The sequence below is a fragment of the Nocardioides sp. BGA-UO-ETr-FS32 genome (assembly GCF_059567905.1).
The window spans coordinates 596,656-622,915 of record NZ_JCAQOX010000015.1 but is presented as its reverse complement, the minus strand read 5'-3'; the positions used below and the strand labels follow the sequence as shown (position 1 = coordinate 622,915).

25 protein-coding genes are annotated in these 26,260 nt (G+C 71.5%); 10 read left to right on the top strand and 15 right to left on the bottom strand.

The features are described from left to right. Positions 1-3: 3 nt before the first annotated feature. From mtrA to AC57BS_RS16495, 3 genes are all read right to left on the bottom strand, one after another. Entirely contained in the window at positions 4-702 is a 699-nt protein-coding gene (mtrA, locus tag AC57BS_RS16505; RefSeq protein ID WP_496412525.1) for an MtrAB system response regulator MtrA, read from the bottom strand. A 61-nt stretch (positions 703-763) separates the two neighbouring features. After that, on the bottom strand, positions 764-2,230 hold the full coding sequence (gene ahcY, locus AC57BS_RS16500; protein ID WP_496412524.1) for an adenosylhomocysteinase: 1,467 nt from the start codon (positions 2,228-2,230) through the stop codon (positions 764-766). 93 nt (positions 2,231-2,323) lie between these two features. Continuing rightward, positions 2,324-3,451 (bottom strand): DUF808 domain-containing protein, encoded by a 1,128-nt coding sequence (locus tag AC57BS_RS16495; RefSeq protein ID WP_496412523.1) that lies wholly within the window; start codon positions 3,449-3,451, stop codon positions 2,324-2,326. Positions 3,452-3,553: 102 nt separating this feature from the next. On the opposite strand from AC57BS_RS16495, the gene AC57BS_RS16490 reads away from it, so the two are divergent. Then, complete coding sequence (locus AC57BS_RS16490; protein ID WP_496412522.1) at positions 3,554-4,258, top strand: cysteine hydrolase family protein; 705 nt, start codon at positions 3,554-3,556, stop codon at positions 4,256-4,258. On the opposite strand, the gene AC57BS_RS16485 is transcribed toward AC57BS_RS16490, so the two are convergent. After that, positions 4,240-4,722 carry a GNAT family N-acetyltransferase gene (locus AC57BS_RS16485; RefSeq protein WP_496412521.1) on the bottom strand — a complete coding sequence of 161 codons (483 nt, stop codon included), beginning with the start codon at positions 4,720-4,722 and terminating at the stop codon, positions 4,240-4,242. The two genes, AC57BS_RS16490 and AC57BS_RS16485, sit on opposite strands and share 19 nt — an antisense overlap. A gap of 136 nt (positions 4,723-4,858) precedes the next feature. Here AC57BS_RS16485 and AC57BS_RS16480 point away from each other — a divergent pair, with 136 nt between their 5' ends. The 4 genes from AC57BS_RS16480 to AC57BS_RS16465 all read left to right on the top strand — a co-directional run bounded on the left by AC57BS_RS16480 (position 4,859) and on the right by AC57BS_RS16465 (position 7,750). Continuing rightward, positions 4,859-6,349 (top strand): HNH endonuclease signature motif containing protein, encoded by a 1,491-nt coding sequence (locus tag AC57BS_RS16480; protein ID WP_496412520.1) that lies wholly within the window; start codon positions 4,859-4,861, stop codon positions 6,347-6,349. Between the two features lie 150 nt (positions 6,350-6,499). Continuing rightward, positions 6,500-6,838 carry a VOC family protein gene (locus AC57BS_RS16475; protein WP_496412519.1) on the top strand — a complete coding sequence of 113 codons (339 nt, stop codon included), beginning with the start codon at positions 6,500-6,502 and terminating at the stop codon, positions 6,836-6,838. Between the two features lie 29 nt (positions 6,839-6,867). After that, the gene (locus AC57BS_RS16470; RefSeq protein ID WP_496412518.1) at positions 6,868-7,242 is read left to right on the top strand and encodes a nuclear transport factor 2 family protein; all 375 of its coding nucleotides are present in this window, start codon (positions 6,868-6,870) and stop codon (positions 7,240-7,242) included. 4 nt (positions 7,243-7,246) lie between these two features. After that, entirely contained in the window at positions 7,247-7,750 is a 504-nt protein-coding gene (locus AC57BS_RS16465; RefSeq protein WP_496412517.1) for a GNAT family N-acetyltransferase, read from the top strand. 25 nt (positions 7,751-7,775) lie between these two features. Here AC57BS_RS16465 and AC57BS_RS16460 read toward each other — a convergent pair whose 3' ends face one another. Genes AC57BS_RS16460 through AC57BS_RS16450 form a run of 3 tightly spaced genes read right to left on the bottom strand, consistent with a single transcriptional unit; the run spans position 7,776 to position 9,418 of the window. Then, positions 7,776-8,807 carry an SIS domain-containing protein gene (locus tag AC57BS_RS16460; protein ID WP_496412516.1) on the bottom strand — a complete coding sequence of 344 codons (1,032 nt, stop codon included), beginning with the start codon at positions 8,805-8,807 and terminating at the stop codon, positions 7,776-7,778. Between the two features lie 41 nt (positions 8,808-8,848). Further along, positions 8,849-9,025, bottom strand: coding sequence for a Trm112 family protein (locus AC57BS_RS16455; RefSeq protein ID WP_496412515.1), 177 nt, complete (start codon positions 9,023-9,025; stop codon positions 8,849-8,851). Between the two features lie 30 nt (positions 9,026-9,055). After that, complete coding sequence (locus AC57BS_RS16450) at positions 9,056-9,418, bottom strand: DUF3499 domain-containing protein (protein WP_496412514.1); 363 nt, start codon at positions 9,416-9,418, stop codon at positions 9,056-9,058. Between the two features lie 49 nt (positions 9,419-9,467). On the opposite strand from AC57BS_RS16450, the gene AC57BS_RS16445 reads away from it, so the two are divergent. Continuing rightward, a complete protein-coding gene (locus AC57BS_RS16445) occupies positions 9,468-9,899 on the top strand; it encodes a metallopeptidase family protein (RefSeq protein ID WP_496412513.1) in 432 nt (143 codons plus the stop codon). A gap of 18 nt (positions 9,900-9,917) precedes the next feature. Here the strand turns inward: AC57BS_RS16445 and AC57BS_RS16440 are convergent, their stop codons facing one another. The 3 genes from AC57BS_RS16440 to AC57BS_RS16430 form a co-directional block, all read right to left on the bottom strand. Next, the gene (locus AC57BS_RS16440; protein WP_496412512.1) at positions 9,918-11,312 is read right to left on the bottom strand and encodes a DUF5719 family protein; all 1,395 of its coding nucleotides are present in this window, start codon (positions 11,310-11,312) and stop codon (positions 9,918-9,920) included. Next, positions 11,305-14,241: a glycosyltransferase gene (locus tag AC57BS_RS16435; protein WP_496412511.1), complete on the bottom strand. Its 2,937-nt coding sequence runs from the start codon at positions 14,239-14,241 to the stop codon at positions 11,305-11,307. Before AC57BS_RS16435 ends, AC57BS_RS16440 begins: the two co-directional genes overlap by 8 nt. A gap of 71 nt (positions 14,242-14,312) precedes the next feature. After that, positions 14,313-14,570, bottom strand: a complete 258-nt coding sequence (locus AC57BS_RS16430) for a WhiB family transcriptional regulator (protein WP_056605988.1) — start codon at positions 14,568-14,570, stop codon at positions 14,313-14,315. Between the two features lie 144 nt (positions 14,571-14,714). Between AC57BS_RS16430 and cofD the strand changes: the two genes are divergently transcribed. The 4 genes from cofD (at position 14,715) to AC57BS_RS16410 (ending at position 18,216) form a co-directional block, all read left to right on the top strand. Continuing rightward, positions 14,715-15,743 carry a 2-phospho-L-lactate transferase gene (cofD, locus tag AC57BS_RS16425; protein WP_496412510.1) on the top strand — a complete coding sequence of 343 codons (1,029 nt, stop codon included), beginning with the start codon at positions 14,715-14,717 and terminating at the stop codon, positions 15,741-15,743. Then, a complete protein-coding gene (cofE, locus tag AC57BS_RS16420) occupies positions 15,740-16,642 on the top strand; it encodes a coenzyme F420-0:L-glutamate ligase (RefSeq protein ID WP_496412509.1) in 903 nt (300 codons plus the stop codon). Before cofD ends, cofE begins: the two co-directional genes overlap by 4 nt. 91 nt (positions 16,643-16,733) lie before the next feature. Beyond that, positions 16,734-17,471: a DUF3105 domain-containing protein gene (locus tag AC57BS_RS16415; RefSeq protein WP_496412508.1), complete on the top strand. Its 738-nt coding sequence runs from the start codon at positions 16,734-16,736 to the stop codon at positions 17,469-17,471. 31 nt (positions 17,472-17,502) lie between these two features. After that, entirely contained in the window at positions 17,503-18,216 is a 714-nt protein-coding gene (locus tag AC57BS_RS16410) for a TIGR03089 family protein (protein ID WP_496412507.1), read from the top strand. Positions 18,217-18,237: 21 nt separating this feature from the next. On the opposite strand, the gene AC57BS_RS16405 is transcribed toward AC57BS_RS16410, so the two are convergent. The 5 genes from AC57BS_RS16405 to glf all read right to left on the bottom strand — a co-directional run bounded on the left by AC57BS_RS16405 (position 18,238) and on the right by glf (position 26,233). Beyond that, entirely contained in the window at positions 18,238-20,985 is a 2,748-nt protein-coding gene (locus AC57BS_RS16405; protein ID WP_496412506.1) for an FG-GAP-like repeat-containing protein, read from the bottom strand. A gap of 238 nt (positions 20,986-21,223) precedes the next feature. Next, positions 21,224-22,045: an ABC transporter ATP-binding protein gene (locus AC57BS_RS16400; protein ID WP_496412505.1), complete on the bottom strand. Its 822-nt coding sequence runs from the start codon at positions 22,043-22,045 to the stop codon at positions 21,224-21,226. Beyond that, positions 22,045-23,001: an ABC transporter permease gene (locus tag AC57BS_RS16395; RefSeq protein WP_496412504.1), complete on the bottom strand. Its 957-nt coding sequence runs from the start codon at positions 22,999-23,001 to the stop codon at positions 22,045-22,047. Before AC57BS_RS16395 ends, AC57BS_RS16400 begins: the two co-directional genes overlap by 1 nt. After that, on the bottom strand, positions 22,998-25,028 hold the full coding sequence (locus AC57BS_RS16390; RefSeq protein ID WP_496412503.1) for a glycosyltransferase: 2,031 nt from the start codon (positions 25,026-25,028) through the stop codon (positions 22,998-23,000). Before AC57BS_RS16390 ends, AC57BS_RS16395 begins: the two co-directional genes overlap by 4 nt. Continuing rightward, positions 25,025-26,233: a UDP-galactopyranose mutase gene (gene glf / locus AC57BS_RS16385; protein WP_496412502.1), complete on the bottom strand. Its 1,209-nt coding sequence runs from the start codon at positions 26,231-26,233 to the stop codon at positions 25,025-25,027. The genes AC57BS_RS16390 and glf overlap by 4 nt, the downstream gene beginning before the upstream one ends. Positions 26,234-26,260 lie beyond the last annotated feature (27 nt).

The window sequence follows — 26,260 nt, the reverse complement described above, 5'->3', positions numbered from 1 at the left end:
CTCCTAGGACTTGCCGGCCCTGTAGCCCACGCCGCGCACGGTCACCACGACCTCGGGGTTCTCCGGGTCGTGCTCGACCTTGGAGCGCAGGCGCTGGACGTGCACGTTGACCAGGCGGGTGTCGGCGCTGTGGCGGTAGCCCCAGACCTGCTCGAGCAGCACCTCGCGGGTGAAGACCTGCCACGGCTTGCGGGCCAGGCAGACGAGCAGGTCGAACTCGAGCGGGGTCAGGTTGATCGGCTCGCCGTCGCGGGTCACCGAGTGGCCGGCGACGTCGATGGAGACGTCGCCGATGGTGAGGCCCTCGTCCTGCGTGACGTCGTTGCGACGTACGCGGGCGCGGACCCGGGCGATGAGCTCCTTGGGCTTGAAGGGCTTGACGATGTAGTCGTCGGCCCCGGACTCGAGGCCGACGACGACGTCGACGGTGTCGCCCTTGGCGGTCAGCATCACGATCGGGACGCCGGACTCCGCGCGGATCTCCTTGCAGACGTCGATGCCGTCCTTGCCCGGAAGCATCAGGTCGAGGAGGACGAGGTCGGGCCGGTAGTCGCGGAACGCGTCGAGCGCCACGTCACCGCGACCGACGATGCGGCTGTCGAACCCCTCCTGGCGCAGGACGATGGAGAGCATCTCCGCGAGGGAGGCGTCGTCGTCGACGACGAGCACGCTGCCGCGAGCGGGCTCGGCAAGGTCGGTCATGGCGCCAGTCTAGGGCTGGCGCCATGACCGGGTGGCGCTACGTGGGAACCGCGTCGCGCGCTCAGTAGCGGTAGTGGTCGGACTTGTACGGGCCCTCGACCGGCACGCCGAGGTAGGCGGCCTGCTGCTTGGTCAGCTCGGTCAGCTCGACACCGAGGGCGTCGAGGTGCAGCCGCGCGACCTCCTCGTCGAGGTGCTTGGGCAGCACGTGCACGCCGAGCTCGTAGTCGTCGGCCTTGGAGAAGAGCTCGATCTGCGCCAGCACCTGGTTGGTGAAGGAGTTGGACATCACGAACGACGGGTGGCCGGTGGCGTTGCCCAGGTTGAGCAGGCGGCCCTCGGACAGCACGATGATCTTCTTGCCGGGCTTGCCGTCCTCGCCGGGGAAGATCCACTGGTGGACCTGCGGCTTGATCTCGTCCTTGACGATGCCGGGGATCCTCGCGAGACCGGCCATGTTGATCTCGTTGTCGAAGTGGCCGATGTTCCCGACGATCGCCTGGTGCTTCATCTTGTGGAAGTGCTCGACCGTGATGATGTCGAAGTTGCCGGTCGTGGTGATGAAGATGTCGGCGGTCTCGACGACCGACTCGAGGCGCTTGACCTCGAAGCCGTCCATCGCTGCCTGCAGCGCGCAGATGGGGTCGATCTCGGTGACGATGACGCGCGCGCCCTGGCCGCGCAGCGACTCAGCGGAGCCCTTGCCGACGTCGCCGTAGCCGCACACGACCGCGACCTTGCCGCCGATCATGACGTCGGTGGCGCGGTTGATGCCGTCGATCAGCGAGTGGCGGCAGCCGTACTTGTTGTCGAACTTGGACTTGGTGACCGAGTCGTTGACGTTGATCGCCGGGAAGAGGAGGGTGCCCTCCTTGAAGCGCTCATAGAGGCGCAGCACGCCGGTCGTGGTCTCCTCGGAGACGCCCTTGACGAGGGGGGCGCGCTTCGTCCAGCGCTGCGGGTCGGCCTCGAGCGAGCGGGCCAGGACGCGCAGCACCTCCTTGAACTCCTCGTTGTCGGTGGAGTCCTGCGACGGGACGGCGCCCGCCTTCTCGTACTCGACACCGAGGTGCAGCAGCATCGTGATGTCGCCGCCGTCGTCGAGCAGCATGTTGGGGCCGCCCACCTCGCCGTCCTCGGCGGGGAAGTCGAAGACCTTCTCGGCCTCGTCCCAGTACTCGGCGAGGGTCTCGCCCTTCCAGGCGAAGACGGGGATGCCGCGCGGGTCCTCGGGCGTGCCGCCCTTCGACGGGGGGCCGACGACGACCGCGGCCGCGGCGTGGTCCTGGGTGGAGAAGATGTTGCAGGTGGCCCAGCGGATGTCCGCACCGAGGGCCGCGAGGGTCTCGATCAGCACGGCGGTCTGGATCGTCATGTGCAGCGAGCCGGCGATCCGCGCCCCCTTGAGGGGCTGGTCCTTGCCGTAGCGCTCGCGCATGGCCATCAGGCCGGGCATCTCGTGCTCGGCGAGCTCGATCTCCTTGCGGCCGTACGCGGCAAGGGTGAGGTCAGCGACCTTGTGGTCCATCAGTTGTCTCCTGGCATCGAGGAGGGCGTCTGCGCCGCACATCTGTGCATCGTCGGGATCTCCCGCGCGGACCAGAAAAGGGTAGGACCGCCCTCAGCGATTCGGAGAATCCTCGGCAGCGTCGCCGGAGGCCGTCTCGTCGTGGCCCTCGTGGGGCCCCTCGTCGTGGCCCGGGTCGTGGGCCTCGTCGTGGCCGGAGCCGTGCCCCCCGCCGTGGCCGCCGCCGATCCCGAAGGCGTGCAGCACGGCCAGCACGAGCCCGCCGACCACGAGGCCGACGAGGCCGGAGAGCATGGTGTTCAGCACCCAGCCGAGCAGGGCGCCGAGCGTCCCGCCGACGGCGTCGTGGACGGCCACCTCCCAGTGGTGGACCAGGTCGTACGGCGCGTACAGGACGTCGCCGAAGGCGGTGCCCTCGAGCAGGCCGTCGTGCCCGCCGATCTCGTAGAGGCTGACCAGGAAGATGTGGCCGCCGACCCAGAGCATGGCCAGCGTGCCGATGAGGGAGATCGCGGTGAGCAGGCGCGGCATCGCGGAGACGAGGGCGAGTCCGATGCGTTGCGAGCCCTTGGAGGGCTTCTCCGCGAGGTGGAGGCCGACGTCGTCCATCTTCACGATGAGGGCGACGACGCCGTAGACGAGGACCGTGATCAGCACGGCGACCGCGGCCAGGACGATCGCGCGCATCCAGATGCTGGCGTCGGGGTCGGAGCTGACGACCTCCTTGAGCGCGATGACCATGATCTCGGCGCTCAGGATGAAGTCGGTGCGGATGGCGCCCGCGACCGTCTTCGCCTCGTGCTCGGGGCTCAGCTCCCCCGTGCTGGTGAGCTCTTCCTCGGCCTCCTCGGCCACCGGCTCGTGACCCCGGACCTTCTCCCACACCTTGTGCGCGCCCTCGTAGGCGAGGAAGCCGCCACCGAAGATCAGGATCACCGGCAGCAGCTCCGGGAGGAACTGTCCCAGGAGCACCGCGGCGGGCAGGATGAAGAGCAGCTTGTTGCGCAGGGAGCCGATGGCGATCTTCTTGATGATCGGCAGCTCGCGCGCGGCGGGGGACCCGTGGAGGTACTGCGGGGTGACGGCCGTGTCGTCGACCACCACGCCCGCCGCCTTCATGCTGGCGCGCCCGGCGGCGGCGCCGACGTCGTCCACACTGGCTGCGGCGATGCGCGCGAGTGCGGCGACGTCGTCGAGGAGGGCGAACAGTCCGCCGGCCATGATCGGTCCTTCGGGTCGTGGGGTCGGGTCGGGCTGAAGCCTATCGGCGCGCCGTACGCGCTTCGATCCCGAGCACGACACTGCGCTGGCAGACTGCCCACCGTGTCGGACGACCTCGCGGAGCCCACCGCCGACCACGACTGGTTCATCGAGGACCGGGAGTACGAGCGGCACGAGGCACGGCGTGGGCGGCGGCACGCCTTCGAACGACTCGACCCGGGACGCACGGCCCTCGTCGTCGTCGACGTGGTGCCCTTCTTCGTGCGTGAGTCGGCCTACGTCCGCGGGATCGTCCCGCGGGTCAATGAGCTCGCGGCGGCGCTCCGCAGCGCCGGGGGCACAGTCGCGTGGGTGGTTCCGACGTACTCGCCGCCGACCCCGAAGGACCGGGAGTTCTTCGGCGACGAGGTGGCTGAGCGGTACGCGCGATCGGGAGGCGAGGGTCCTCCGAGGTCTCGACTGGACGGCGGGCTCGCGGTGCACCCCCATGACCTGGTCGCCGAGAAGACCGCTCGTAGCGCCTGGTTCCCGGGTTCCTCGGAGCTGCCTGCGCTGCTCGCCGCTCGCGAGATCGACACCCTGCTCGTGACCGGCACCGTCACCAACGTCTGCGTGGAGCACACCGTCCGGGACGCGAGCACCTGCGGCATGCGAGTGATCCTGGTGGCGGATGCGTGCGCGGCGATGCGGGATCGCGACCACAACGCCACGCTTCACGTCGTGTACCGCTCCTACGGCGACGTACGCCCCACGAGCGAGGTGCTGGACCTGGTGGCGACCGGAGGGCGTCAGGTCGGCAGCTCGTAGACCAGCATCTCGGCGTACGGCGGGTACGAGCCGCGGAGCACCTCTCCGGTCGGACGCCACCCGCGCTTCTCCCAGAAGCGTCGCCCTCGCGCGTTCCCGGTGTAGACGGAGAGCTCGGGCCGTACGACGCCGCGTGCACGCAGGCGCTCGACGAGCTCGTCGTGGGCTGCCGTGGCCAGCCCGCTCCCCCACGTGTCCAGCGCGGTGCCGAAGTGCAGCACCTCCCCGCCCTGAAGTGCCGCGAACCCCGCGACCCTCCCCGCCTCGTCGATGACGAAGCACTCGACCTCGGGGTCGGCCACCTCGTCCCGCCAGCGGGTCGCGATCGCCTCGCGAGGGAACGGGTAACGGTCCTGGGGGAAGACCTCCGGCAGGCCCGCGACCGCCGCGGGCTCCTGGATGGCGACCACGGCGGGCACGTCCTGCTCGCGCATGGGGCGGAGGACGCTGCGGCGACCGGGCATGACGGGAGGTTAGGCCGGGTCCGACTGCTCGGCGGTCAGGGGCGAACGCAGCAAGCCTCGCACCCGCTCCCGATGTCGCTGGCCAGCAGCATCTCAGCCACGGCCACTGTCGGACCCGACGACTAAACTCGAGCACATGATCGACGGACGGACAGCCGAGGCACGAGAGGTCGCAGACGACCTCTCGGCCTCCGAGCTGCTCGCCTCGATCAAGGCTTCCCGCGAGCTCGAGAACGCCGAGGCCGCCCGCCAGCTGAGGCTGGCCACTCGATGGGCTGACCTGCACCCGCCGGAGTCGATCCACGACGCCGCCTCGTTCACCGTGCCGGGGTGTGAGCACGAGGAGCCCATCGCCGGCGAAGGCGCACCCTTGGTGGCGGAGTTCTGCGTCGCCGAGCTCGGCACCACCCTCGGGATCTCGACCACGGCGGCGAAGAAGCTCATCGGCCACGCCCTCGAGCTGCGTCACCGCCTCCCCCGACTGTGGGACCAGGTCCACACCGGCCTGGTTCCGGCGTGGCGTGCCCGTGTCGTCGCGGACACCACCATCCACTCCTCACCCGCCCTGACTCGTGAGGCGGTGGGGTTCGTCGACTCCCAGGTCGCCGCCGTCGCCGGACGCATCGGGTCCGCGCAGCTCGACCGGCTCGTCGCCGAGACCATCAAGCGGTACGACCTCGCCACCGCCGACCCCACCGCGGACCCCGAGGACGGGTGGCAGCACGTCGACCCCCGTCACGTCACCGTCAACAAGGACGACGTCCACTACGCCGGCACCCTGCACCTGGAAGCCGACCTCGACATCGCCGACGCCCTCGACCTCGACCGCGCCGTCGCCCACCACGCAGCGGTCCAGAAGGCCCTCGGGTCCGAGCTGCCGCTCAACGCACGTCGGGCCAAGGCCCTCGGTGAGCTCGCGCGTACGCAGACTGCGCTCGACCTCGCCTTCCAGGACGAAGCAGCCCAGGACGGTGCAGCCCCGGACGGTGGTGTCGAGGCTCGCCCCTCAACCCCCGACACCAACGCCGAAGCCGACGCCCCCGCCGACGCCGAGCAGCCGGACCTCCCCGCCGCCCGTGAGGTCATCATCCACGCCCACTTCGACGCATCGGTGGTCGGCGAGCAGACGGTGTTCGGGCCCACCGGACGGATGGAGAACGGTCAGCGCCTCGTGCTGCTCGACCAGATCAAGTCGTGGTGCTCTGACTCCCGGACGAAGGTGACGATCAAGCCCGTCATCGACCTCAACGCCCAGCTGACAGCGCAGGGCTACAAGGTCCCCGCCGACATCCGTGAGCAAGTCCAGCTCCGCGATCGCACATGTGTCTTCCCCTTGTGCACCAGACCGGCCCGACGCTGCGACGTCGACCATGTCATCCCATACGACCCCGACGCCGAGGCCGAGGGCAGAACCCAACCCGGCCCGACACGGACCGACAACCTCGCCTGCCTGTGCCGGTTCCACCACCGTCTCAAGACCCACTCCGCCTGGCGCTACGCGATGGTCGAGAACGGGGTGTTCGAGTGGACCTCACCCCACGGCCACCGCTACCGACGCGACCACACCGGCACCACCGACCTCGAACCACCCGATTCGCCCGGCATCCCGCAACCCCGCCGACGATGACCCCGCCCCACACCCCGCCGTCACCCTGACAGCGGGGCCGAAGGCGCGTCCGCGCCGGCCCGCAGTGCAATCTCCGCTACCGGAGGACGGTGAGCGGCCCTCGTCACGCGGCTCACGGCCGGACACTTCGTCCTGCCGTACGGTCGTCCCGTGCCCTCCTTCGTGAAGTCGGTGACGTTCGACTGCCGGGACCCGCTGACGGTCGCCGCGTTCTGGGCGGGTGCCCTCGGCTCGAACGTCGACGAGGACAGCACTCCGGACCGCGCCTGGGTCGAGCCTGCGGGGTGGGGTGGACCGAGCCTCTGGTTCCAGCGGGTGCCCGAGCCGAAGGTCGCCAAGAACCGGCAGCACTTCGACCTCCGGGCCCCGGGAGACCTCGATGCCGAGTGCGACCGGCTGCTGCGCCTGGGCGCAACCGTCGTCGCGCGCGGCGACGAGCTCGTGGTGATGGCCGACCCCGAGGGCAACGAGTTCTGCCTCGAGACCTGACTGTCGGTCCCCCGCAGCACACTGACCCCATGGACGCCGCCACCCTGCTCGCCCGCCTCGCCACGGTCATCGACGCCCACGACTGGGATCGACTGTCGGACCTCCTCCACGACGACTTCACGTGCAGGCTCGTGCACACCGGCGAGGTGTTCGACCGTGACGCCTGGGTCCGGCTCAACGCCGACTACCCGGGCTTCCAGCGCATGCACGTCGAGGACCTCGTCGCCGACGGCGACCGCGGGGTCCTCCGGGCCAGGGTGATCGGCACCGGCGGCGATGGCGAGGCTCTCGAGTTCGTCGTCGCGAGCTTCGCCACCGTCAGGGACGACCTGCTCGCCGAGCTCGTCGAGGTGTGGGCCGACGTCGACCAGGAGCCACCCGCGGGCACGCGCCCCGTAGCCTGACCCGGTGCTGCCCGAGCCCACCGAGCGACTGCGGTTCCGGCCGATGGTCGCCGACGACCTCGACGCGATCACGGACCTCCTCATCGCGTTCGACCCCATGCGGGGCGACCGCCCACCCAGCACCCGCGACGACGCGATCCGCTGGATCGAGTGGCAGGAGCGCAACTACGCCGAGCACGACTTCGGCCTCTGGGTCGTGGAGACCCGCGACGGCGAGCTCGTCGGCGACTGCGGCCTCACGGTGCAGGACATCGAGGGCACGCCGCACGTGGAGGTCGGCTACCACCTGCTGCCGCATGCACGCCGCCGCGGCCACGCGACCGAGGCGGCCCGGGCGGTGCGCGACTGCGCTGCCGCTCACGGGATCGAGCACCTGGTGGCGATCATCCGGCCCGACAACCTGCCGTCGCAGGGGGTAGCCCGCAACCTCGGGATGCAGCTCGAGCGGACGGCACACGTCCACGGCACGGACGCCCTGGTGTTCGGGATGCGGCTGGCCCGCCCCTGATCGCACCAGCCCGTGCCGGCGCCGCTCAGTCCTCGACGAGCCCGATCCGGAGGTACTCCGCGGCGTACGTGCCGGTGAGCAGCAGGGACGCGTAGCGCGCGACCTCGTCGTCGGCGTCAGTCTCGAGCGTCTCCACCCGTACGCCGTGGCGCGCGGCCGCGGCCTTCAGCTCCCCGGCCTGCTCGCGCACGACGGGGTCGTCGGAGCGGTCGTCGAGGACGAGCAGGAGGGGGCGGAGGTCGCCGGCCTCGTCGGCGAACGGGTCCGCGAAGACGTCGTGCGGCTTGGTCGCCTCGATCACGGGCAGCAGGTGCTCGGCGTCGCCGGCGATGGCGGAGCGCCCGCTCGTGCGACGCAGTGACTCGGCCAGGCGGCGGGCGGCGCGGGCGGCCAGGACCGAGCCGCCCCACACGAGCGGGTTGGTGTCGGCCATCGCGATGGCGAGCATCTTGGCCGGGTTGACCGCGAGGTCGCGGTGCGGCGAGCAGCTGGTGGCCACCTCGTCGAGCGACAGGGCCACAGACTCGGCGTCCGCGCGCGGGCCGAGGTGCACGTGGGCGAGGTAGTCGAGCATCACCACGGCCGTGGCGAGCTGGTCGCCGGTGACGGTCGGCAAGACAGTCACGTGTCGCCCGGCGGCGTGCTCGCCGACCAGCGACCGCTCGGGGCACGCGACGACGACCTGCGCGCCGCGGCGTACGGCCTCCGCGACCGCGGACGCGGACCCGTGGTCGTTGCCCTCGGGCGCGAGCATCACGACCAGGTCCAGCGAGCCCGCCCAGCCCGGCAGCCCCGGGTTGGGCCAGGCGACGAACGGCACCGGGCACCACGGCTCGAGCACCGCACGCAGCAGCCGCGAGTCCGGCCCGGCGGCGATCACGGCACGCGGGCGCTCACCGTCACGTGCCTCGGCGATCAGCTCGGCGGTCGCGGTGGCCGCCTCGTGGGCCTCGCGCCGCACCCGCGCGCCGCTCTCGGCCAGCGTGCGCAGCCGGAGGTCGACCGTCTCCAGCACGCCGGGGTCGTCCAGTCGGGCCTCGTCGAACCACGTCGCCACGCCAGTGCCTCAGTTCTGTCCTCGGTCTGTCCCGGCCGTGCTCAGTCGGGCTTGCGGGCCTCGTCGACGAGCAGCACGGGGATGTCGTCGCGGACGGGATAGGCGTTGCCGCACCCCTGGCACACGAGCTCCTCGGCGCCGCCGGTCGTGGCCGGCGACAGCTCGCCGTGGCAGGCCGGGCAGACGATGATGCTCAGCAGCTGCTGGTCGATGTTCACGCCGATGATCCTAGGGGGTGGACGCGGGCTTCAGTCAGTGGGCGTGAGCACCCGCAGGTGGCCGCGCTTGGCGCCGCGGGTGGAGTCGTCGGCGGAGTGCAGGGGCACCGGGGTCGGCGCCGGGCGGCCCGCCTCGCGCACCGCGTCGGCGAGCGCGAGCAGGTCGTCGCTGCTCGGGCCCTGCGCCTTCGGGTCCGGGGCCAGCCGGAGCACCTCCCAGCCGCGCGGCGCGGACAGCCGCTCGCTGTGCGTCTCGCACAGGTCGTAGGCGTGCGGCTCCGCGTACGTCGCCAGCGGGCCGAGGACGGCGGTCTGGTCGGCGTAGACGTAGGTCAGCGTGTTGACCGCAGGACGGCCACACGCCGTCCGCGAACAACGACGGGCAAGGCTCACGACGCCGACGCTACCGGGCGCACGCACGCGGGGCGTTTAGGCTCGCGGCGTGGACGACGTGAGGCCGAGGACGCGTGACCGGCGCGGCCGGGGAATGCGCGGTCCGGGCGTGTTGCCGGTGGATCCCGGCACCCCCGCCCTGCGGACCGCACGGCAGCGGTTCGACCAGCTCGTGCTCGACGTCGTGACGCCCCTCGACGAGAAGTGGCAGCGCCACCTCGGCCTGGTCGAGTACGCCGTCGAGGACACGCCGATGCTGCCCGACGACTGGGGCGACGAGACCGTGCCCCTGTCGTCGCTCGTGCGCGGCAAGGGGCAGGAGCCGACCCGGCTGGTGATCTTCCGCCGCCCGATCGAGCACCGCTCCACCACCCGCGACGAGCTCGAGGCGCTGGTGCACACCGTGGTCGTGGAGCAGCTCGCCGAGCTGCTCAACCTCACGCCCGGGCAGGTCGACGAGAGGTACGGCGACGAGCCGTGACCGGCCCGACGTGGGGTGCTAACGCTCCGCCGGACGTACGTCGGGCACCTGGCTGGTCGTCTCCAGCTGCGCGAGCGGGAGGACGGACAGTCCGCGGTCGGTGACCTCGAGGGCGGTGACCACCCCCGTCCGCTCGACGCCGACCACGGCGAGCACCGCGTCGTCGGGCAACCGCAGCCGGGACGCGGTCGCGGGGTCGATCTCGACGCGCCGCTCGCGCACCACCGGGCTTCCGTCGGCGTCCCACGCCCGCAGCGTCACCACACCAGGAGCGTCGGCACCGACGAGGACGAGCCGCTTGGAGCCGTCGGGGAGGGCGACGGCCGCCTCCTCCGTGACGGAGGATCCGGCTGCCGACAGCGCGAGGTCGGTGGCGGTGCGCGTGCGCAACGAGGCGGTCACCGGACCGGTCGACTCCAGCCGCAGCGCCTGCACGCCCTGCAGCGCCGGTCCGCGCAGCACGCCGCTGAGGTCGACCTCGCGGACCGACCCGGGCGCGACGGTGACCTCCTCGACCCCGGCCGGGGCGAACTCGCTCTCCTCGCTCGCCAGCTTGAGCGCCACCCGGACCTCGCTGTCGCCGGGGTTGGCGACGGTGAGCACGCGGTCGGCAGCAGACGTGCCGACTCCGGCGACGTAGGACGTGGTGGCGGGCGCCGCCTGGGCCGGCAACCACTCGCGCACCGGGGAGTCGCGGCCCACGGGATCGACCACGTCGACAACGGTGGAGGCCAGCCGGCCACGGGTGACGGTGACGCGTACGGCGAGGGCGTCCCGGTTGGGGACGACGGTCGCCAGGTCGTAGGACGTGGAGCGACCGCCGGGCACCCGCACCCCTCGCAGGGCCGGCACGTCGACGACCCCCCTGCCGTCCCACACGGTGACGTCGGCGACGGCAGGACCCTTGTCGGGGTTGACGAGGGTGAGGGTCGACGCGTGCTCGGCCGAGGCACCGACCCCGGTGAACCACCGCTCGGGCGCCGGGCTGTCGCACCCGAGCGCGGACCCGGCACCGGAGCGGGACACGACCAGGCCGGGGGCGGTCTCCCCGCTGGCGCCCACCACGACGTACTGGCGCTCGGTGCGCGTGGCGACGCCGTCCACCAGCGCCTCGGTCTCCTCCTCGCGACCCACGCGCAGCGCAAGCTCGCCGGAGGAGAGGGAGCTGCTGCCGAAGCGGACCTCGTCCGCGCCCGGCAGGCGGGCCGGGCAGACCGCGGTCGCCCGGTCCAGCGGCGCGTCGGACGCAGCGCGGGTGGTCGGCGACTCGTCGGCCGGACGGACCACGGCGAGGGCGGCCACCGTGAGCAGCGGGATCACGACGGCGAGGATCGTGAGGGGCGAGGGACGGCCGCGGGTCGTCTCGGCGACCCGCCGGCGGCCACCCCCTGTGGTGGGATCAGGCTCAGTCATCGCGTCCTCCCTCCCGACGCTGTCGCACCGTCGGCGCGGCGAGCACGAGGGCGACCGCGACGGCCAGGCCCTGCACGACCAGGAGCGCCGAGCGCCACCACGAGCCGGGGCCGTCCACGGCCGACGGGTCGAGCGGCCGGTCGACCCGCCACGCGCGCGTGCTGCGGTCCTCGGCACTGGCCTGCTCGAGGCCGGAGGTCGCGTCGAGGAGCGACGAGATCCGGCCGTCGGCAGGCGAGCCGAGCACGACGTACTCGACGCCGCGCGCGCCCAGCGCCGCCACGACGGCGGGCGTGGGCGAGGACACCAGGGCGCGCACCTCGTCGGTGAGCTCGGCGTCCTCGTCGGCGAGGGTCAGGATCTCGTCCTCCCCCACGGTCGTGCCGTCGTCGCGGCGGATCCGGTAGGTGATGCCGTCGTCGACGGACCCGCCGAGCACCAGCACGCCGTGCTCCTGACCGAGCAGCGAGCTCTGCTGCATGTAGACCGGGACCGTCTGGTCGACGTCGCGCGTCATCGCGTTGTCCGGGGTGGTGAGCCACCAGCCGAGGCCGCCGACCGGCACCGCCGCGGCGACCACGGCGAGCGTGGTGGCCACCCCACGCTGCCACCACGGGTGGTGGTCGGCCAGGCGGCGGAGGTAGGTGTCGGCCCCCAGCACGACCGCCACCACCGCAGTGCCCTGCAGGATCACCACGAACAACCCCAGGCTGGGACGGGTGGTGACCGCGGGCAGGTCGATGGTCAGGTGCGACAGCGCGCCCGAGACGACCGCGGCGGCCAGCGCGACCAGCCAGCAGATCACGACGGGGACGCGCGTACGTCGCGGGAGCAGCGCGGCGAGGGCGAGCAGGCCGAGCACCAGCCCGAGCCACCACGGCGCGCCGAGGTCGTTGAGCCGGCCGGTCACCAGGCCCTCGAAGGTGACCTCGTCGACGGTGAGCCGACCCGCCTCCAGCAGCAGCCCGGCCGCCGAGCCGGTGGTGAGCAGCGGCAGCAGCCAGGGGGCGAGGAGCAACGGGGTCGCGGCGACCGCGACCACCGGCGGTCCCCAGCTGTCGCGCTCGCGCAGCAACCGGGGCGCGATGACGGCGGCCGCGCCGAGCACGACGGCGGTGGCCAGCAGGGCGAAGAGCCAGAGGCCCGGCACGAAGGCCGCGCCGAGGGCGAGCAGCAGGGCCGTACGCCAGGCCGCGCGCCAGCGCCGGTCACGGTCGGGGTCGACGAAGCCCAGCGCGGCGTGGGCGGCCCACGGCAGGAGCGCGGCCACCGCGACCGTGCCGAAGCGTCCCTCCGCCCACGCGCCGGACGTCACCGGGACGAGGGCGTAGGTGAGGGCACCCCACACGAGGAGCCAGCGCGGCAGGCCGAGCGGGTCCACGAGTCGGCCGACGACCTTGAGCAACCGCCAGGCTCCCCACGCGGCGACGGGCACCGCGAGCAGCATGAGCCCGGACACCACGGCACCGGTGTTGCCGAGCAGGAACGTCGCGGCGAGCGCGAAGGGCAGGACGTAGGCGGGCGCCGGCACGTCGGTGCCGCTGCCCAGCGGGTGCCACGTGGCGAGGTGCAGCCGCCACCAGTCGCCCGCAGCGGCGGGCACCGGCGACAGCGCGCCGCCCGTGATCGACCCGAACGCCTCGCGCCCGGCGAGCAGCGCCAGCACGCCGAAGAGCGCGATCACGACGGCGACGGGGTTGGTGAAGAAGCGGGCCACGATGCCGGTGTCGGTGAGGTAGGCCTCCTCGTCGTCGTCCTCCGACGAGGCGCCCGGGCCGCGGCGCTGCTCACGCACCGCCGCCGGACCCGCGTCGGCCTCCTGTGCGAGCCGGCGCCGCTCCGCGACGTCGGCGGCCTGGCTGGTCGCCGCGGAGGCGAGGTCGGTGACGAAGTCGAGGCCGTGGCGGTAGGGCAGCCACGCGGGCGCCAGCAGCCGGCGTACGGAGTCGTGCCGTGGCGGCTCGTCCCCGCGGCGCCGGGCTCGCTCGCGCCGGGCGGCGAGCAGCTGGCGCGGCCGGCCGTGCACCGAGAGCGCGGCGGCGAGCTCGTCGAGCGCCTCGCCCACCGAGCGCACGGCCAGGAAGCCGACGACGCGCAGCAGCGAGCCGAGGAAGAGCCGGACGTACTGCCACACGAAGCCGCGCGCGGACACGTTGGCCAGTGACGTGAACAGGGCCGCGCGCCGCTCCTGGTAGTGCGTGTGCCGCCCGGTCAGGGGCGTACGCCGGGTGCCGCGGTGGGCCGCCTCGGCGTGGAAGACGACGGCCTGTGGCACCACCAGCGTGCGGTGCCCGGCCAGCGCGGCGCGCCAGCCGAAGTCGATGTCGTTGCCGAAGATCGGCAGCTCCTCGTCGAGGCCGCCGAGCGACTCCAGCACCCGGCGGCGCACGAGCATGCCGGCGGTGTTGACGGCCAGGACCTCGCGCACGACGTCGTGCTGGCCCTGGTCGTACTCGCCGCGCTCCAGACCGGTCTCGCGGTGCCCGGTGCCGGTGATCGTCAGGCCGACCTCCAGCAGCCGGCGCAGCGAGGGCCACTCGCGCAGCTTGGGTCCGAGGATGGCGACGCCGGGGTCGTCCTCGGCCGCGGCGAGCAGCTCGGCGAGGGCCGTGGGATCGGGGTTGCTGTCGTCGTGCAGCAGCCAGATCCACTCGTCGTCGCCGGCCTCACCCGCCGGGGTGGGCGCGAGCCCGAGGCCGTGGCGGACGGCCGCCGGATAATTGGTCGAGCCCGACACCACGGCCAGCTCGAGCCGGTCGCCCAGAGGGCCGGCGAGCGCGTCGCGGATCAGCTCGACACTGTCGTCGCGGCTCGTGGTGTCGACGGCCACGACGCGGTCCACCGGGAGGGTCTGCCCGATCAGACCGGTCAGGACGGCTGGGAGCCATCGCGCCCCGTCATGACTGACGAGAAGCGCTGTGACGGTCACCGGAGCACCCTAGCGAGGGGCTCCGCGCTCCGTGAAACCGCCGAATCGGAGCTGGAGGACTGCGGGAAACCTCAGACCGCGCGCTTCTTGAGCTTGCGGCGCTCCCGCTCGGAGAGACCGCCCCAGATGCCGAAGCGCTCGTCGTTCATCAGTGCGTACTCGAGGCAGTCGTCGCGGACCTCGCACGTCAGGCAGACCTTCTTGGCCTCCCTGGTGGAGCCGCCCTTCTCGGGGAAGAACGCCTCCGGGTCCGTCTGCGCGCACAGGGCGCGGTCCTGCCAACCGAATTCCTCGCCCTCAGGCTCGAGGAGAAACAGTTCTGCTCTCATGGCTGACGCCCTTTCGACCCTGGTTTTTCAGAACTGAACGACACGCGTTCAACCTAACGACACTGTGGGAATTACATGCCTGTCGTACCCACGAAGTCAAGCCCGGATCTGATATGGCCGTTCCGCTTCCGGCAGGCTGTTCCTATGCCATCATCGACGCTCACGCTCCGCCGTATCACCGTCCTCTCCGGAGGGGTGGGCGGGGCCCGCTTCATCCAGGGCCTTCTCCACGGCCTGCGCACAGGCGCGGTGCCGGGCGCCTCCGCCGACACCGAGGTCACCGTGGTGGCCAACACCGCCGACGACTGGTGGATCCACGGGTTGAAGGTCTGCCCCGACCTCGACACCGTGATGTACACCCTCGGCGACGGCATCGACGTCGAGCGGGGGTGGGGGCGCCGCGACGAGACGTGGAGCGCCAAGACCGAGCTCGAGGCGTACGGCGTGGAGCCGACGTGGTTCGGGCTCGGCGACCGCGACATCGCCACCCACCTCGTGCGCACCCAGATGCTCGAGGCCGGCTTCACCCTCTCCCAGGTCACCGAGGCGCTGTGCCGCCGGTGGCAGCCCGGCGTACGGCTGCTCCCGATGACCGACGACCGGGTCGAGACTCACGTCGCCATCGCGGACCCCGACAGCCCGAGCGGGCGCCGGGTCGTGCACTTCCAGGAGTACTGGGTGCGGCTGCGGGCCGCGGTGCCCGCGGAGGCCGTGGTCGTCGTCGGGCAGGACGCCGCCGTGCCTGCGCCGGGGGTGCTGGAGGCGATCACCGACGCGGACCTCGTGGTCGTGCCGCCGTCGAACCCTGTCGTCTCCGTCGGCACCATCCTCGGCGTGCCCGGCGTCCGTGACGCCGTGCGGTCCACGCCGGCACCCGTCGTCGGCCTCTCCCCCATCGTCGGCGGCTCGCACGTCCACGGCATGGCGGCCCAGGTGCTGGCCAGCATCGGCGTCGAGGTCGGCGCCGGCGCGGTCGGGACCCACTACGGCGCGCGTTCGTCCGGCGGGGTGCTCGACGCCTGGCTCGTCGACGAGCGCGACGCCGACCAGGTGCCGGCGCTGGAGGCGGCCGGCCTGCGCGCCGCTGCCGTCCCGCTGATGATGGACGGGCCCGACGCCACCGCGGCGATGGCCGCTGCGGCGGTCTCCCTCGCAGCGGGCGCCTCCGCGTGACGCGGCTCGAGGCGTGGGCGCCCGACGGGATCCCCGAGGTGGCGGCGGGCGACGACCTCGCCGCCCTGGTGATCACCGCGCTCGGCCGCGGGGCCGACCTCGCCGACGGCGACGTGGTGTGCGTGACCAGCAAGGTGGTCAGCAAGGCCGAGGGCCGCACCCGGGTCGGCGACCGCGAGGCCGCGATCGACGAGGAGACCGAGCGCGTCGTCGCGCGCCGCGGCGCGACCCGCATCGTGCGCAACCGCCTCGGCCTCACCATGGCCGCCGCCGGGGTCGATGCCTCCAACGTCGCGGCCGGGTCGGTCGTGCTGCTCCCCCTCGACCCGGACGCCTCGGCCCGGGGTCTGCGCCGCGCGGTCCACGACCGCACCGGCACCAACGTGGCCGTGGTCGTCACCGACACCTCCGGACGTGCCTGGCGCGAGGGCCAGACCGACATCGCGATCGGCGCGGCCGGCCTGATGGTGGCCGAGGACTTCGCCGGTCGCTCCGACCCGCACGGCAACCCCCTCGTCGTGACCCTCCCCGCGGTCGCCGACGAGATCGCCGGGGCCGCCGAGCTCGTCCAGGGCAAGCTCGGCGGACGCCCGGTCGCGGTCGTGCGCGGGCGCGCCGACCTGGTGCTGCCGCCGGGCGACGACGGGCCCGGCGCAGCGTCCCTCGTACGCGCCGAGGGTGGCGACCTGTTCGGCTGGGGCGCCCGGGAGGCCGTCGTACGCGCCCTGGTCGGGGACGAGGCGGACCGGGCGCCGTTCGGCGAGAAGGCGGACGCCGAGGAGCTGTCCGCGGCGCTGCGCCGACTGCCCGACGCCGCGGACCGGACCGCGGCGGCGGCCGTCTGCTTCGCGCACGGCTGGCGGCTCGAGGACTGGGAGCGGGACCGGCCGCAGGCGTGAAGGACGACGTCGTGTGGGTCGTGTCACCCGCGACTACGTAGACTCTGCCAGCGCAGACCTCCCAGCACTCGACCGAGAGACACCGAGCACCGTGGCCAAGCAGGCAAAGACCGACCGTCAGGCGGTCATCGACTCCATCCGCTCCCAGCAGTCCAAGCGCGAGAACCGGCGCGGCATGGCGATCGTGGGCGCGAGCGTCCTCGTCGCCGTGCTCATCGTGGGAGCGGCTGCGTTCCAGCCGATCAAGGACTGGTGGGACCTGCGGGCCTACGCCTCCGACTCGCTCAGCGACATCGGCGCGAAGGCATCGGCCTGCCAGGACGTCACCACCAAGTCCGCCGAGGGCAGCCAGGACCACGTCGAGGTCGGCACCCCGCTGAGCTATCCCGAAGCCCCGCCGGCCTTCGGCCAGCACTGGAATATGTGGGACAGCATGGACCGCAAGCTCTACAGCGAGTCCGACCGTCCCGAGCTCGGCGAGCTCGTGCACAACCTCGAGCACGGCTTCACGATCCTCTGGTACGACGAGACCATCGCCGACGACGCCGACAAGATGGACGTGCTGCGCGGCATCGCCTCCAAGCTCCAGGGCACCGACAACCTGCGCGACAAGTTCAAGGCCGTGCCGTGGACCTCCGAGGACGGCAAGGCCTTCCCCGACGGCCAGCACGTCGCCTTGACCCACTGGTCGCTCGGCGGCGTGGGCGAGACCGACCCGTCCAAGCAGGTCGGCGTCTGGCAGTACTGCTCCGACATCAGCGGCGCGGCCCTGGAGCAGTTCATGGAGGACTACCCCTACATGGACTCCCCCGAGCCCAACGCCGTCTGATCCGGCAGCCCGAGTCCTTGGGAGCCCGCCGATGAGCACCTTCTCCCAGGTGCTCGCCGCCCAGCTGCGGCGGGACCCCGGTCGGCCGCTGCTCACGTTCTACGACCACGCCACCGACGAGCGGGTCGAGCTGTCGGTGACGACCTACGCCAACTGGGTGGCCAAGGCGTCCGGGCTGCTCACCGACGTCGTCGACCTCGAACGCGGCATGTCGCTGCGCGTCGACCTGCCCCCGCACTGGCTCTCGCCCGTGTTCCTCGGCGCCGCCTGGACCGTCGGCCTGCGCGTCACCACGTCGGACGAGCCGGACGCCGTGGTGTGCGGCCCCGACGGCCTGGACCGGTGGGCGCCGCGCGCCGCGACGGTCCCCGTGCTCGCCTGCAGCCTGCGCCCGCTGGGCGTGCGGTTCGCCGAGCCGCTGCCGGCCGGCGTGCTCGACGTCGGCGTCGAGATCTGGTCCCAGCCCGACGGCTTCACGGCCTGGGACCCGCCCACCGACGACGACCTCGCCACCGATGACCTGACCCAGGCCCGGTTGTGGAGCAACGACCTGACGGCCGCCGTCGGGAGCTCTCTCACCGACGGCGGCCGTCTTCTGTCGGTGGCCGACCCGGCTTCCCCACCAGGAATGGCCACCTTCACCGAACCCCTCGGACGAGGCGGCTCGCTGGTCCTTGTCCGCAATCCCGACCCGGCTCGCCTCGACGGCGTCTACGACGCCGAGCGGGCGACTGCCCGGGCCTGATCGCGAGCTTGTCCTCGCCGGTCACCCGGCCAGGTCGAACGCCCCCAGTCCCTCGCCGAGCACCCGCGGGCTCGACACGCCCTTCTTGCGGCCGGTGTAGACGTACGCCACCCCGCTGGCGCGGTCGCGCACGATGTAGTCGCCCTTGCCCTTGAGCGTCATGTCCTGCACCCCGAGGACCCAGTCGAAGCCCGACAGGTCCGAGGGGAGCCCGGCCGGCGAGGACACCCCGCCCTTGACCGGGACCGGGTCGGCGAAGCCGGTGCCGTTGCCCGTCCAGACGGTCAGCCGGCCCGCGGTCGTGCCGATCAGGTCCGGCAGGCCGTCAGCGGTCACGTCCCCCACCGCGGTGAGGCCCGAGACGGCGCTCCAGCCGCTGCCGATCACCCGGCCGGGCGCGAGGGCGCCGGTGCCGTTGCCGGAGAAGAGCCACAGCTTGCCAGCGGTGTCGCGGGTCAGGACGTCCCCGAAGCCGTCGCGGTCGACGTCACCGGCGTTGAGGATGCGGTCCATGCCGCCGAAGGAGACGCCGGTGTCGATCGGCGAGCCGAGCTCGAAGGTGTCACGGTTCGCGACGACGACGAGCTGCTTGCCCGCGACGCCGATGAGGTCCGCACCCGCGCCACCGACCAGGTTGGCGCCGGTGATCCACCGCATCGACTTGAGGTTCGTGGCCGGCCCGAGCGCCGCGCCGTACGTCCCGTCGCCGCGACCGGGCAGCAGCATCATCTTGCCGGCGGAGTTGCGGACCACGATGTCGGAGCGGGCGTCGCCGTTGAAGTCGCCCGCGACCATCCGGTTGAACGTGCTCCACCTGCCCGCCAGGCGCTGGGGCGGGGCGAAGCGGCCCGTGCCGTAGCCGGTCTGGAGGAACGCGCGGTTCTTGGTGCGCAGCAGCAGGTCGGCCCGGCCGTCGCCGTTGACGTCCCCGGCCCCGACGATCTGGCGGTAGCCGCTGTAGCCCTTGCGGGTGACCTTGCGGGAGAACCCACCCTTGCCGGTCGCGAGCAGGACGGTGAGCCGGCCCTTGAAGCGGGCGACGAGGTCGTTGCGCCCGTCGCCGTCGACGTCGCCGGCCGCGGTGATGAGCGAGTAGCCGCGCAGCGACATCTTGCGGGCCGTGGCCCCGAACTTGCCGTTGCCCTTGCCGGCCCGGACCCTGACCACACCGGACTTGTCGGCGGTCACCAGGTCCGCCAGGCCGTCGCCGGTGAGGTCGGGCGAGACCAGCACGTCCGCACGCTTGTCCCAGCCGCTCTTGCCGACGACGAGGCGCTTCTGGAACGAGGTGAGGCCGCCGGTCGGCAGGACCAGGCCTCGCCCGTCGGCGGCCCGCCGGACGACGAGGTCCGGGTAGGGCGAGGCGTCGAGGTTGTTCTGCGGGTTGGGCGCGGACACCGCGATCGGCGTCGGCCCGGTAGGGACGGTCGGGGCAGCCGTCGAGGCGTACGTCCGGATCGTCGGCAGCTGGGCGTAGAGGTACTTGCCCGGGCAGGCCGTGGAACCGGCGTCACGGTGGCCGTTGATGGCCGCGAAGGTGCGGCTGCCGATCTTCTGCGAGGTGGAGGCCGGGTTGACCCCATGCAGCGAGAGCTTCCACGCGAACAGCGAGCCGTAGGCGCGCAGCATCACGTCCGTCGGCTGCACCACGTCGAAGTTGCCGATGGCCGACATCGCGAACGAGTAGTCGTTGTAGTTGAGCGTGTGCGCGCCGACGACGGGGCGGTCGATGCCGCCGTAGCGGCCCTCCCAGATCCGGCCGAACCGGTCGACGAGGAAGTTGTAGCCGATGTCGCTCCAGCCGCGGGACTTCACGTGGTAGGCGTAGATGCTGCGCAGGATCGCCGGCACCTGGGCCTCGGAGTAGTCGTTGGCGTTGACCGTGTGGTGGACGAAGCCGCCGCTGATCGAGCCGTAGCGCAGGGCGCCCTTGTTGCGGATGCTCTCGTCGGCGCCCCACTGGGCCCGGGAGAAGATCGTGGGCTGGGCGGCGGTTTTCTGGCTCGTGGCGACCGTGGCGGACTGGAGCGTGATGCCCTCCTCCGCGGCGTCCGTGCCGTCCTGCTGGGCGAAGTCGTCGTCGTACGACGCGCTGGGGTCGCCGGTGGACTGGCCGGTGGACTGGCCCGAGGACTGGTCGGCCGGGGCCTCGGTCTCGCTCTGCTTCGCCGAGCCGGGGTCGACGAGGGCGAGGGAGAGGTCGTCGGGCAGCACGACGCCGTCGGTGCTGGCCTCGACCTGGACCTCGTCGACCTCACCGACGAAGGTCGGCTCGGTGCCGGGTCGGGCGTTCGCGCCCTCGACGCTGTCGGGGTCCGGGGCGTGCTCGTCGTGGTACTCGAGGTCCTCCCACGCGCTCCACTCCTCGCCCGTGCGGGTGCGGACGCGCAGCGAGATCTGGTCCTCCTCTAGCTCCTCGCCGCCCTGCCAGGTGACACCCACGGCGGAGAAGTCGGTGACCTCCTGCGGCTTGCTCACCACACGCGCGGAGGTGGCGCCGTCGGCGACCGTACGGCCCCGGAGCCCGGCGAAGCCGCCGGCGGCACCGGTCAGGGGCACCTCGGTCACGGTGGGCGTCACGGGGGCGGTGGGCACGGTGGCCGACATCAGCTCGGCGGGGGCAGCGCCGGTCCCGGAGCCCTGACCGGGCGTCTCGCGGACGATGTCGAGGGACACCACGCCGGAGGCCGGGGTGAGGACGACGAGGACGACACCCAGGGCCAGCACCTGCTGGCAGAGGGTGACGAGACGGGCCTGGAGAGGTCGCATGAGAAATCTCTGTTCCTGTGTGGGGGAAGGTCACACAAGGCAGAAGTTCACACCAGTCACACCAGTCACGGAAGAGGTTCTGAGTAACTACAACGTTGTAATTTCCACTCGACACGCCGTTACATCGGTGTAATTTTGACTGATTCTGGCACGAAATGCGGTCGAGCGGTGCGTGAGACACGTTCTGAGCAGCCAGAACATGTCTCACGCACCGCTCGGGGGCAGGTGCGGTGGGGCGCTAGATGTCGTTGGCGAGCGCGTCGTCGCGCTCGTCCTCCTCGAGCTCCTCGCCGTCCGGCTCCTCGTCGTCGCCGTCGTAGTGGAGGAACTTGATGGCCTCGTCGACGTCGCCGTCGAAGCCGACGCGACCCTTCTCGAGGACGATCGCCCGGTCGCACATGCGCTTGACCGAGCCGGCCGAGTGGCTGACGTAGAACATCGTGATCCCGGACTCGCGGATCTGCTTCATGCGCTTGAGGCACTTGCGCTTGAAGGGCCGGTCTCCCACCGCCAGGACCTCGTCGGCGATGAAGATGTCGCAGTCGACGTGCACGGCCACGGAGAAGCCGAGGCGCGCGAACATGCCCGAGGAGTAGTTGCCGACCGGGGTGTCGAGGAAGCGCCCGACGTCGGCGAAGGCGGCGATGTCGTCGAACTTGGCGTCCGTCTCCTCCTTGGACATCCCGAGCATCGCGGCGTTCATGTAGATGTTGTCGCGGCCGGTGAGCTCGTTGTGGAACCCGGCACCCGTCGCGATCAGGCCGGAGATCCGCCCGCGGGTGAGCACCTGGCCCTGGTCGGGCCGCATCACGCCGCTCACGAGCTTGAGGAGGGTGGACTTGCCCGAGCCGTTGAGGCCCATCAGGCCGATGGACTCGCCCTGCTCGACCTGGAAGGAGACGCCGTCGAGCGCCTTGAAGGTCTCACTAGTGCTCTGGCCGCGCAGGCGGTTCTGCAGCACCTTCTTGAGCGTCGGGTGCGCCTGGTAGCGGAACGTCTTGGAGACGTTGTCGACGACGATCGAGGTCGTGGCCGAGGCGGTGGTGGTCGAGGCGGCCATCAGAGGCGCTCCGGGACGGTCTTCTCGAGGCGGGCGAAGACCCACTGGCCCAGGACCAGCAGCACCAGCCCGATGCCGAGCATGACGAAGCCGCGCGGGTAGAGGTCGCTGGCGAACTCGGGCAGCGCTGCACCGGTCGCCGGGTCCACCGCGCAGTCGGGCGCACACGTGGGGTACCAGAAGCCGCGCTGGATGAGCATCACCGCCTCGGCGACGGGGTTGGCGAGGTAGACGCTGAGCCACGAGCTCGGGATGCGCGTCCCGTCGGCGACGATGTGGAAGGGGTACATCATCGGCGCCGTGAACGGCACCATGTTGATGAACGTCTGAACGATGCGCTGGAAGTCGCGGAAGATCACGTTGACGCACGAGAACATCAGGCCGAACGCCGTGCCGTAGACCATCATCAGCATCAGGCCGAGCAGCGCCGCCCCCATGCCGACGGCGTCGGGCACCCACAGGGGGCCGTCGCCCCACCAGCCGGTGACCAGGCAGGCGATGACCAGGATGATGAACTGCGGCACCGCGTGCCACAGCGAGACGAGCATGGACGCCACGGGGAACATCTCCCGAGGCAGGGCCATCTTGCCGATGACTCCCTTGTTGGAGAGCAGGGAGCGGGTCCCGGAGGTGACCGTCTCGGTGAAGTAGTTGACCAGCACCATCCCGGCGAACAGGTGGATCGCGAAGTTCTCCAGGCCCAGGCCTCGCCCCAGCAGCAGGCCGAAGACGAAGTAGAAGGTCAGGAACCGCGTCAACGGGTTGATGTAGGACCAGAGCAGGCCGAACGCCGTGCCGGCGTAGCGGGCCTGGATCTCGCGCCGCACCATGAGCCGCAGCAGGTAGCGGCGCCGGAACACCTCGAGCACGCCGGACGTGCGCGAGGGGGGCGCCAGCGGGACGTGCGCCAGGTCGTGGCGCACCTCGACCGGGCGGGCGTCGCCGGTCTGGCTCACCCGTCCTCCCGCTCGTCGGCGGCACTGTCCGGCGCGTCCATCCACGGCGCGAAGGTCTTTTCCCACGCCTCGGGCGAGGTGATCTCCCCCAGCGCGTCGCGGTACTGCTGCGCGAGCTGCGGCCACTCGCGGTGGAAGCGTCGGTGGATGTCGACGGTGCGCTTGAGCAGGTCGCGGTAGAGCGCGGGGTCGCGCTTGTAGAGCGCCACCGAGGAGCCGTCGTTCATGGACACGACGGCCGAGTCGTACTTCACGAGGTTGTACCAGCCCGCGTCCATCGCAGGGAGCTCAGCCTCGGGGAACTCCTGGGACATCGGGCGGACCGGGCGCAGCTGGCGCAGCGGCGCCAGGGCAGCGGCCACGAGGGTCGCCTTCCGTCCGGGGATCTCGATGTCGGACTTGCCCTTCTTGGGCGGCTTCTTGCGACGTACGGGCGGGAGCTCGTCGCGGTCGGGGTGCAGCTGGGCGTCGGAGAACTGCTTGCGGAAGGAGTTGATCTCCGCGAGCTTCGTGGCGAGCTCGCCGTGCAGGGCGTGCGGCCCGCGCAGCACGTCCTCCATCGCGAGGTGGCGCAGCTCCGCGGTGGAGTACTGGAGCGACGCGAGGTGCTTGACCTGGTGGTTGAGGCTCTCGCGCACCATCCGGCCGCCGCGCTCGTAGGGCGAGTGCAGCAGGGCCGCGATGATGCGGTTGCGGTGGTGGAAGTAGGACTGCCAGTCGACGCCGTCGTTCTTGTCGGTCCACGGCACGTGCCACACCGCGGCGCCCGGGAAGGACACCGTCGGGTAGCCCGCCTGCTTGGCGCGCAGGCCGAACTCGGAGTCGTCCCACTTGATGAAGACGGGCAGGGACAGTCCGACCTCCTCGAGGACGACCCGCGGGATCAGGCACATGAACCAGCCGTTGAAGTCGACGTCGGCCCGCTTGTGCAGCCAGCGCGACGAGCGCAGGTTGCGCGCGGCGAAGTCCCACTGGCTGTAGCCGTCCAGCCGGGTCTGCCACCAGAAGCGCCACGGCTGGACGATCTCGCCGAAGGAGTGCAGCTGGGCGCGGCTGTAGAGGTTGAACATGTGGCCGCCGACGATGGTCGGGCGCTTGGCCAGGTCGCCGAAGGTGACGGCGCGGATGATGCCCTCGGGCTCGCAGACGACGTCGTCGTCCATCATCATGGCGTACGTCGCGGTGCCCTTGCGCACGCTCTCGAGCTGGCCGCGGGCATAGCCACCGGAGCCGCCGAGGTTGCCCTGCACGATGACCCGCAGCTTGTCGCCGAGGCCGGCCTTCGCAGCCGGGAAGTAGTCGCTGTCGGTGACCTTGTCCTTGCCCTGGTCCATCACCATGACGGTGTCGAGGTAGGGCTGGAGCTCCTCGGCGGCACCGAGCTGGCCGAGGAGCTGGGCGCTCATGTCGGGCAGCATCGTGGTGATGCAGACGTCGACGGTGCCGTGCTCGGCCCGGTCGGCGGGCACCTGGGCGGTCCACTCCGCGCCCTCGACCGTCGCGCCGTGGTCGCCGGCGACGACGTCGTACCAGTACCACCCGCCGTCGACGAACGGCTTGAGCGGGAGCGAGAAGGTGAACTCCCCCGCGTCGCCCTCGACCGTGGCGGCGTCGACGCGCTGGGAGTGGCCGCGGGCCATCGACTTGTAGACCGTGACCATCGAGCCGGCACCCGAGATCCGCACGGTCAGCTCGACGTCGGTGACGATGGTGTGGCGACGCCAGTAGGAGGCCGGGAAGGCGTTGAAGTAGGTGCCGAACGACAGCAGCTGCGAGGGCTGGAGCCGCAGCGCGGTGCGGGACTCGATCTGGTCGGGGTGCAGCTTCTTGCCCGTGGAGGTCGACTGGCGGATCGCCGCGTTGTTGAGGTCCTTGGCGGCCTTGTCGCCACCGACGTCGTGCCGGTCGGTGTCGAGCCGGGCCTCCTCCAGGTCGACGTAGAGGGGGAAGACGTCGGTGTCGCGGTCGATCGGCAGGATCTGCCGCTGGAGCAGCCGGGTCACGGTGGTCTGGGTGGTCTCGGTCATGCCTCGATGCCTCCGCTGGTGAGCTCGGCGCCCTCGGTGAAGTGCGGCTTGAGCTTGTTGTCGTACATCGACAGTGCCGACCCGATGGCCATGTGCATGTCGAGGTACTTGTAGGTGCCCAGGCGCCCGCCGAAGAGCACCATCGGCTCGGACTTGGCCAGCTCGCGGTACTTCAGCAGCTTGGCGCGGTCGTCGGCGGTGTTGACCGGGTAGTAGGGCTCGTCGCCCTCCTCGGCGAACCGGCTGTACTCGTGGACGATGACGCTCTTGCCGGGCAGGTGGGTCTTCTCCCGCTCGGGGTGGAAGTGCTTGAACTCGATGATCCGGGTGTAGGGCACGTCCTGGTCGTTGTAGTTGACCACGCCGGTGCCCTGGAAGTCGTCGGTGTCGACGACGCTCTCCTCGAGGTCGACGGTGCGCCACGACAGGCGGCCCTCGGAGTTGCCGAAGTACTCGTCGACGGGACCGGTGTAGACGATCGGGACCTTGCCCTTGTAGTCGTCCGCCACGGCGAAGAAGTCGGTCTCGAGGCGGACCTCGATGTTGGGGTGGTCGGCCATCTTGGTCAGCCACGCGGTGTAGCCGTCGACCGGCAGTCCCTCGTAGGTGTCGCTGAACCAGCCGTTCTGGAAGGTGTAGCGCACGGGGAGGCGGGTGATGATGTCCGCGCTCAGCTCGGTGGGGTCGGTCTGCCACTGCTTGGCGGTGTAGCCCTTGATGAACGCCTCGTAGAGCGGCCGGCCGATCAGGCTGATCGCCTTCTCCTCGAGGTTGGAGGCGTCCTCGGTGGCGATCTCGCTCGACTGCTCGGCGATCAGCGCGCGAGCCTCGTCGGGGGTGTGCGACTTGCCGAAGAACTGGTTGATGAGCGCGAGGTTCATCGGCAGCGAGTAGACCTGCCCCTGGTACTTGCCGAAGACCCGGTGCTTGTAGTCGGTGAACGACGTGAACCGGTTGGCGTACTCCCAGACGCGCTCGTTGGAGGTGTGGAAGAGGTGCGCGCCGTACTTGTGCACCTCCACGTTGGTCTCGGGGTCGCGCTCGCTGTAGGCGTTGCCACCGAGGTGGTGGCGACGCTCGAGGATGAGCACGCGGAGACCGAGCTCCTCGGCGCACCGCTCGGCGATGGTGAGGCCGAAGAGGCCGGCGCCGACGATGACGAGGTCGGGAAGCTGGCCGGTGTCGTGGGTGTGGCCCTGGGACAAGGGATGAACTCCTTGGGTGAGAAACGC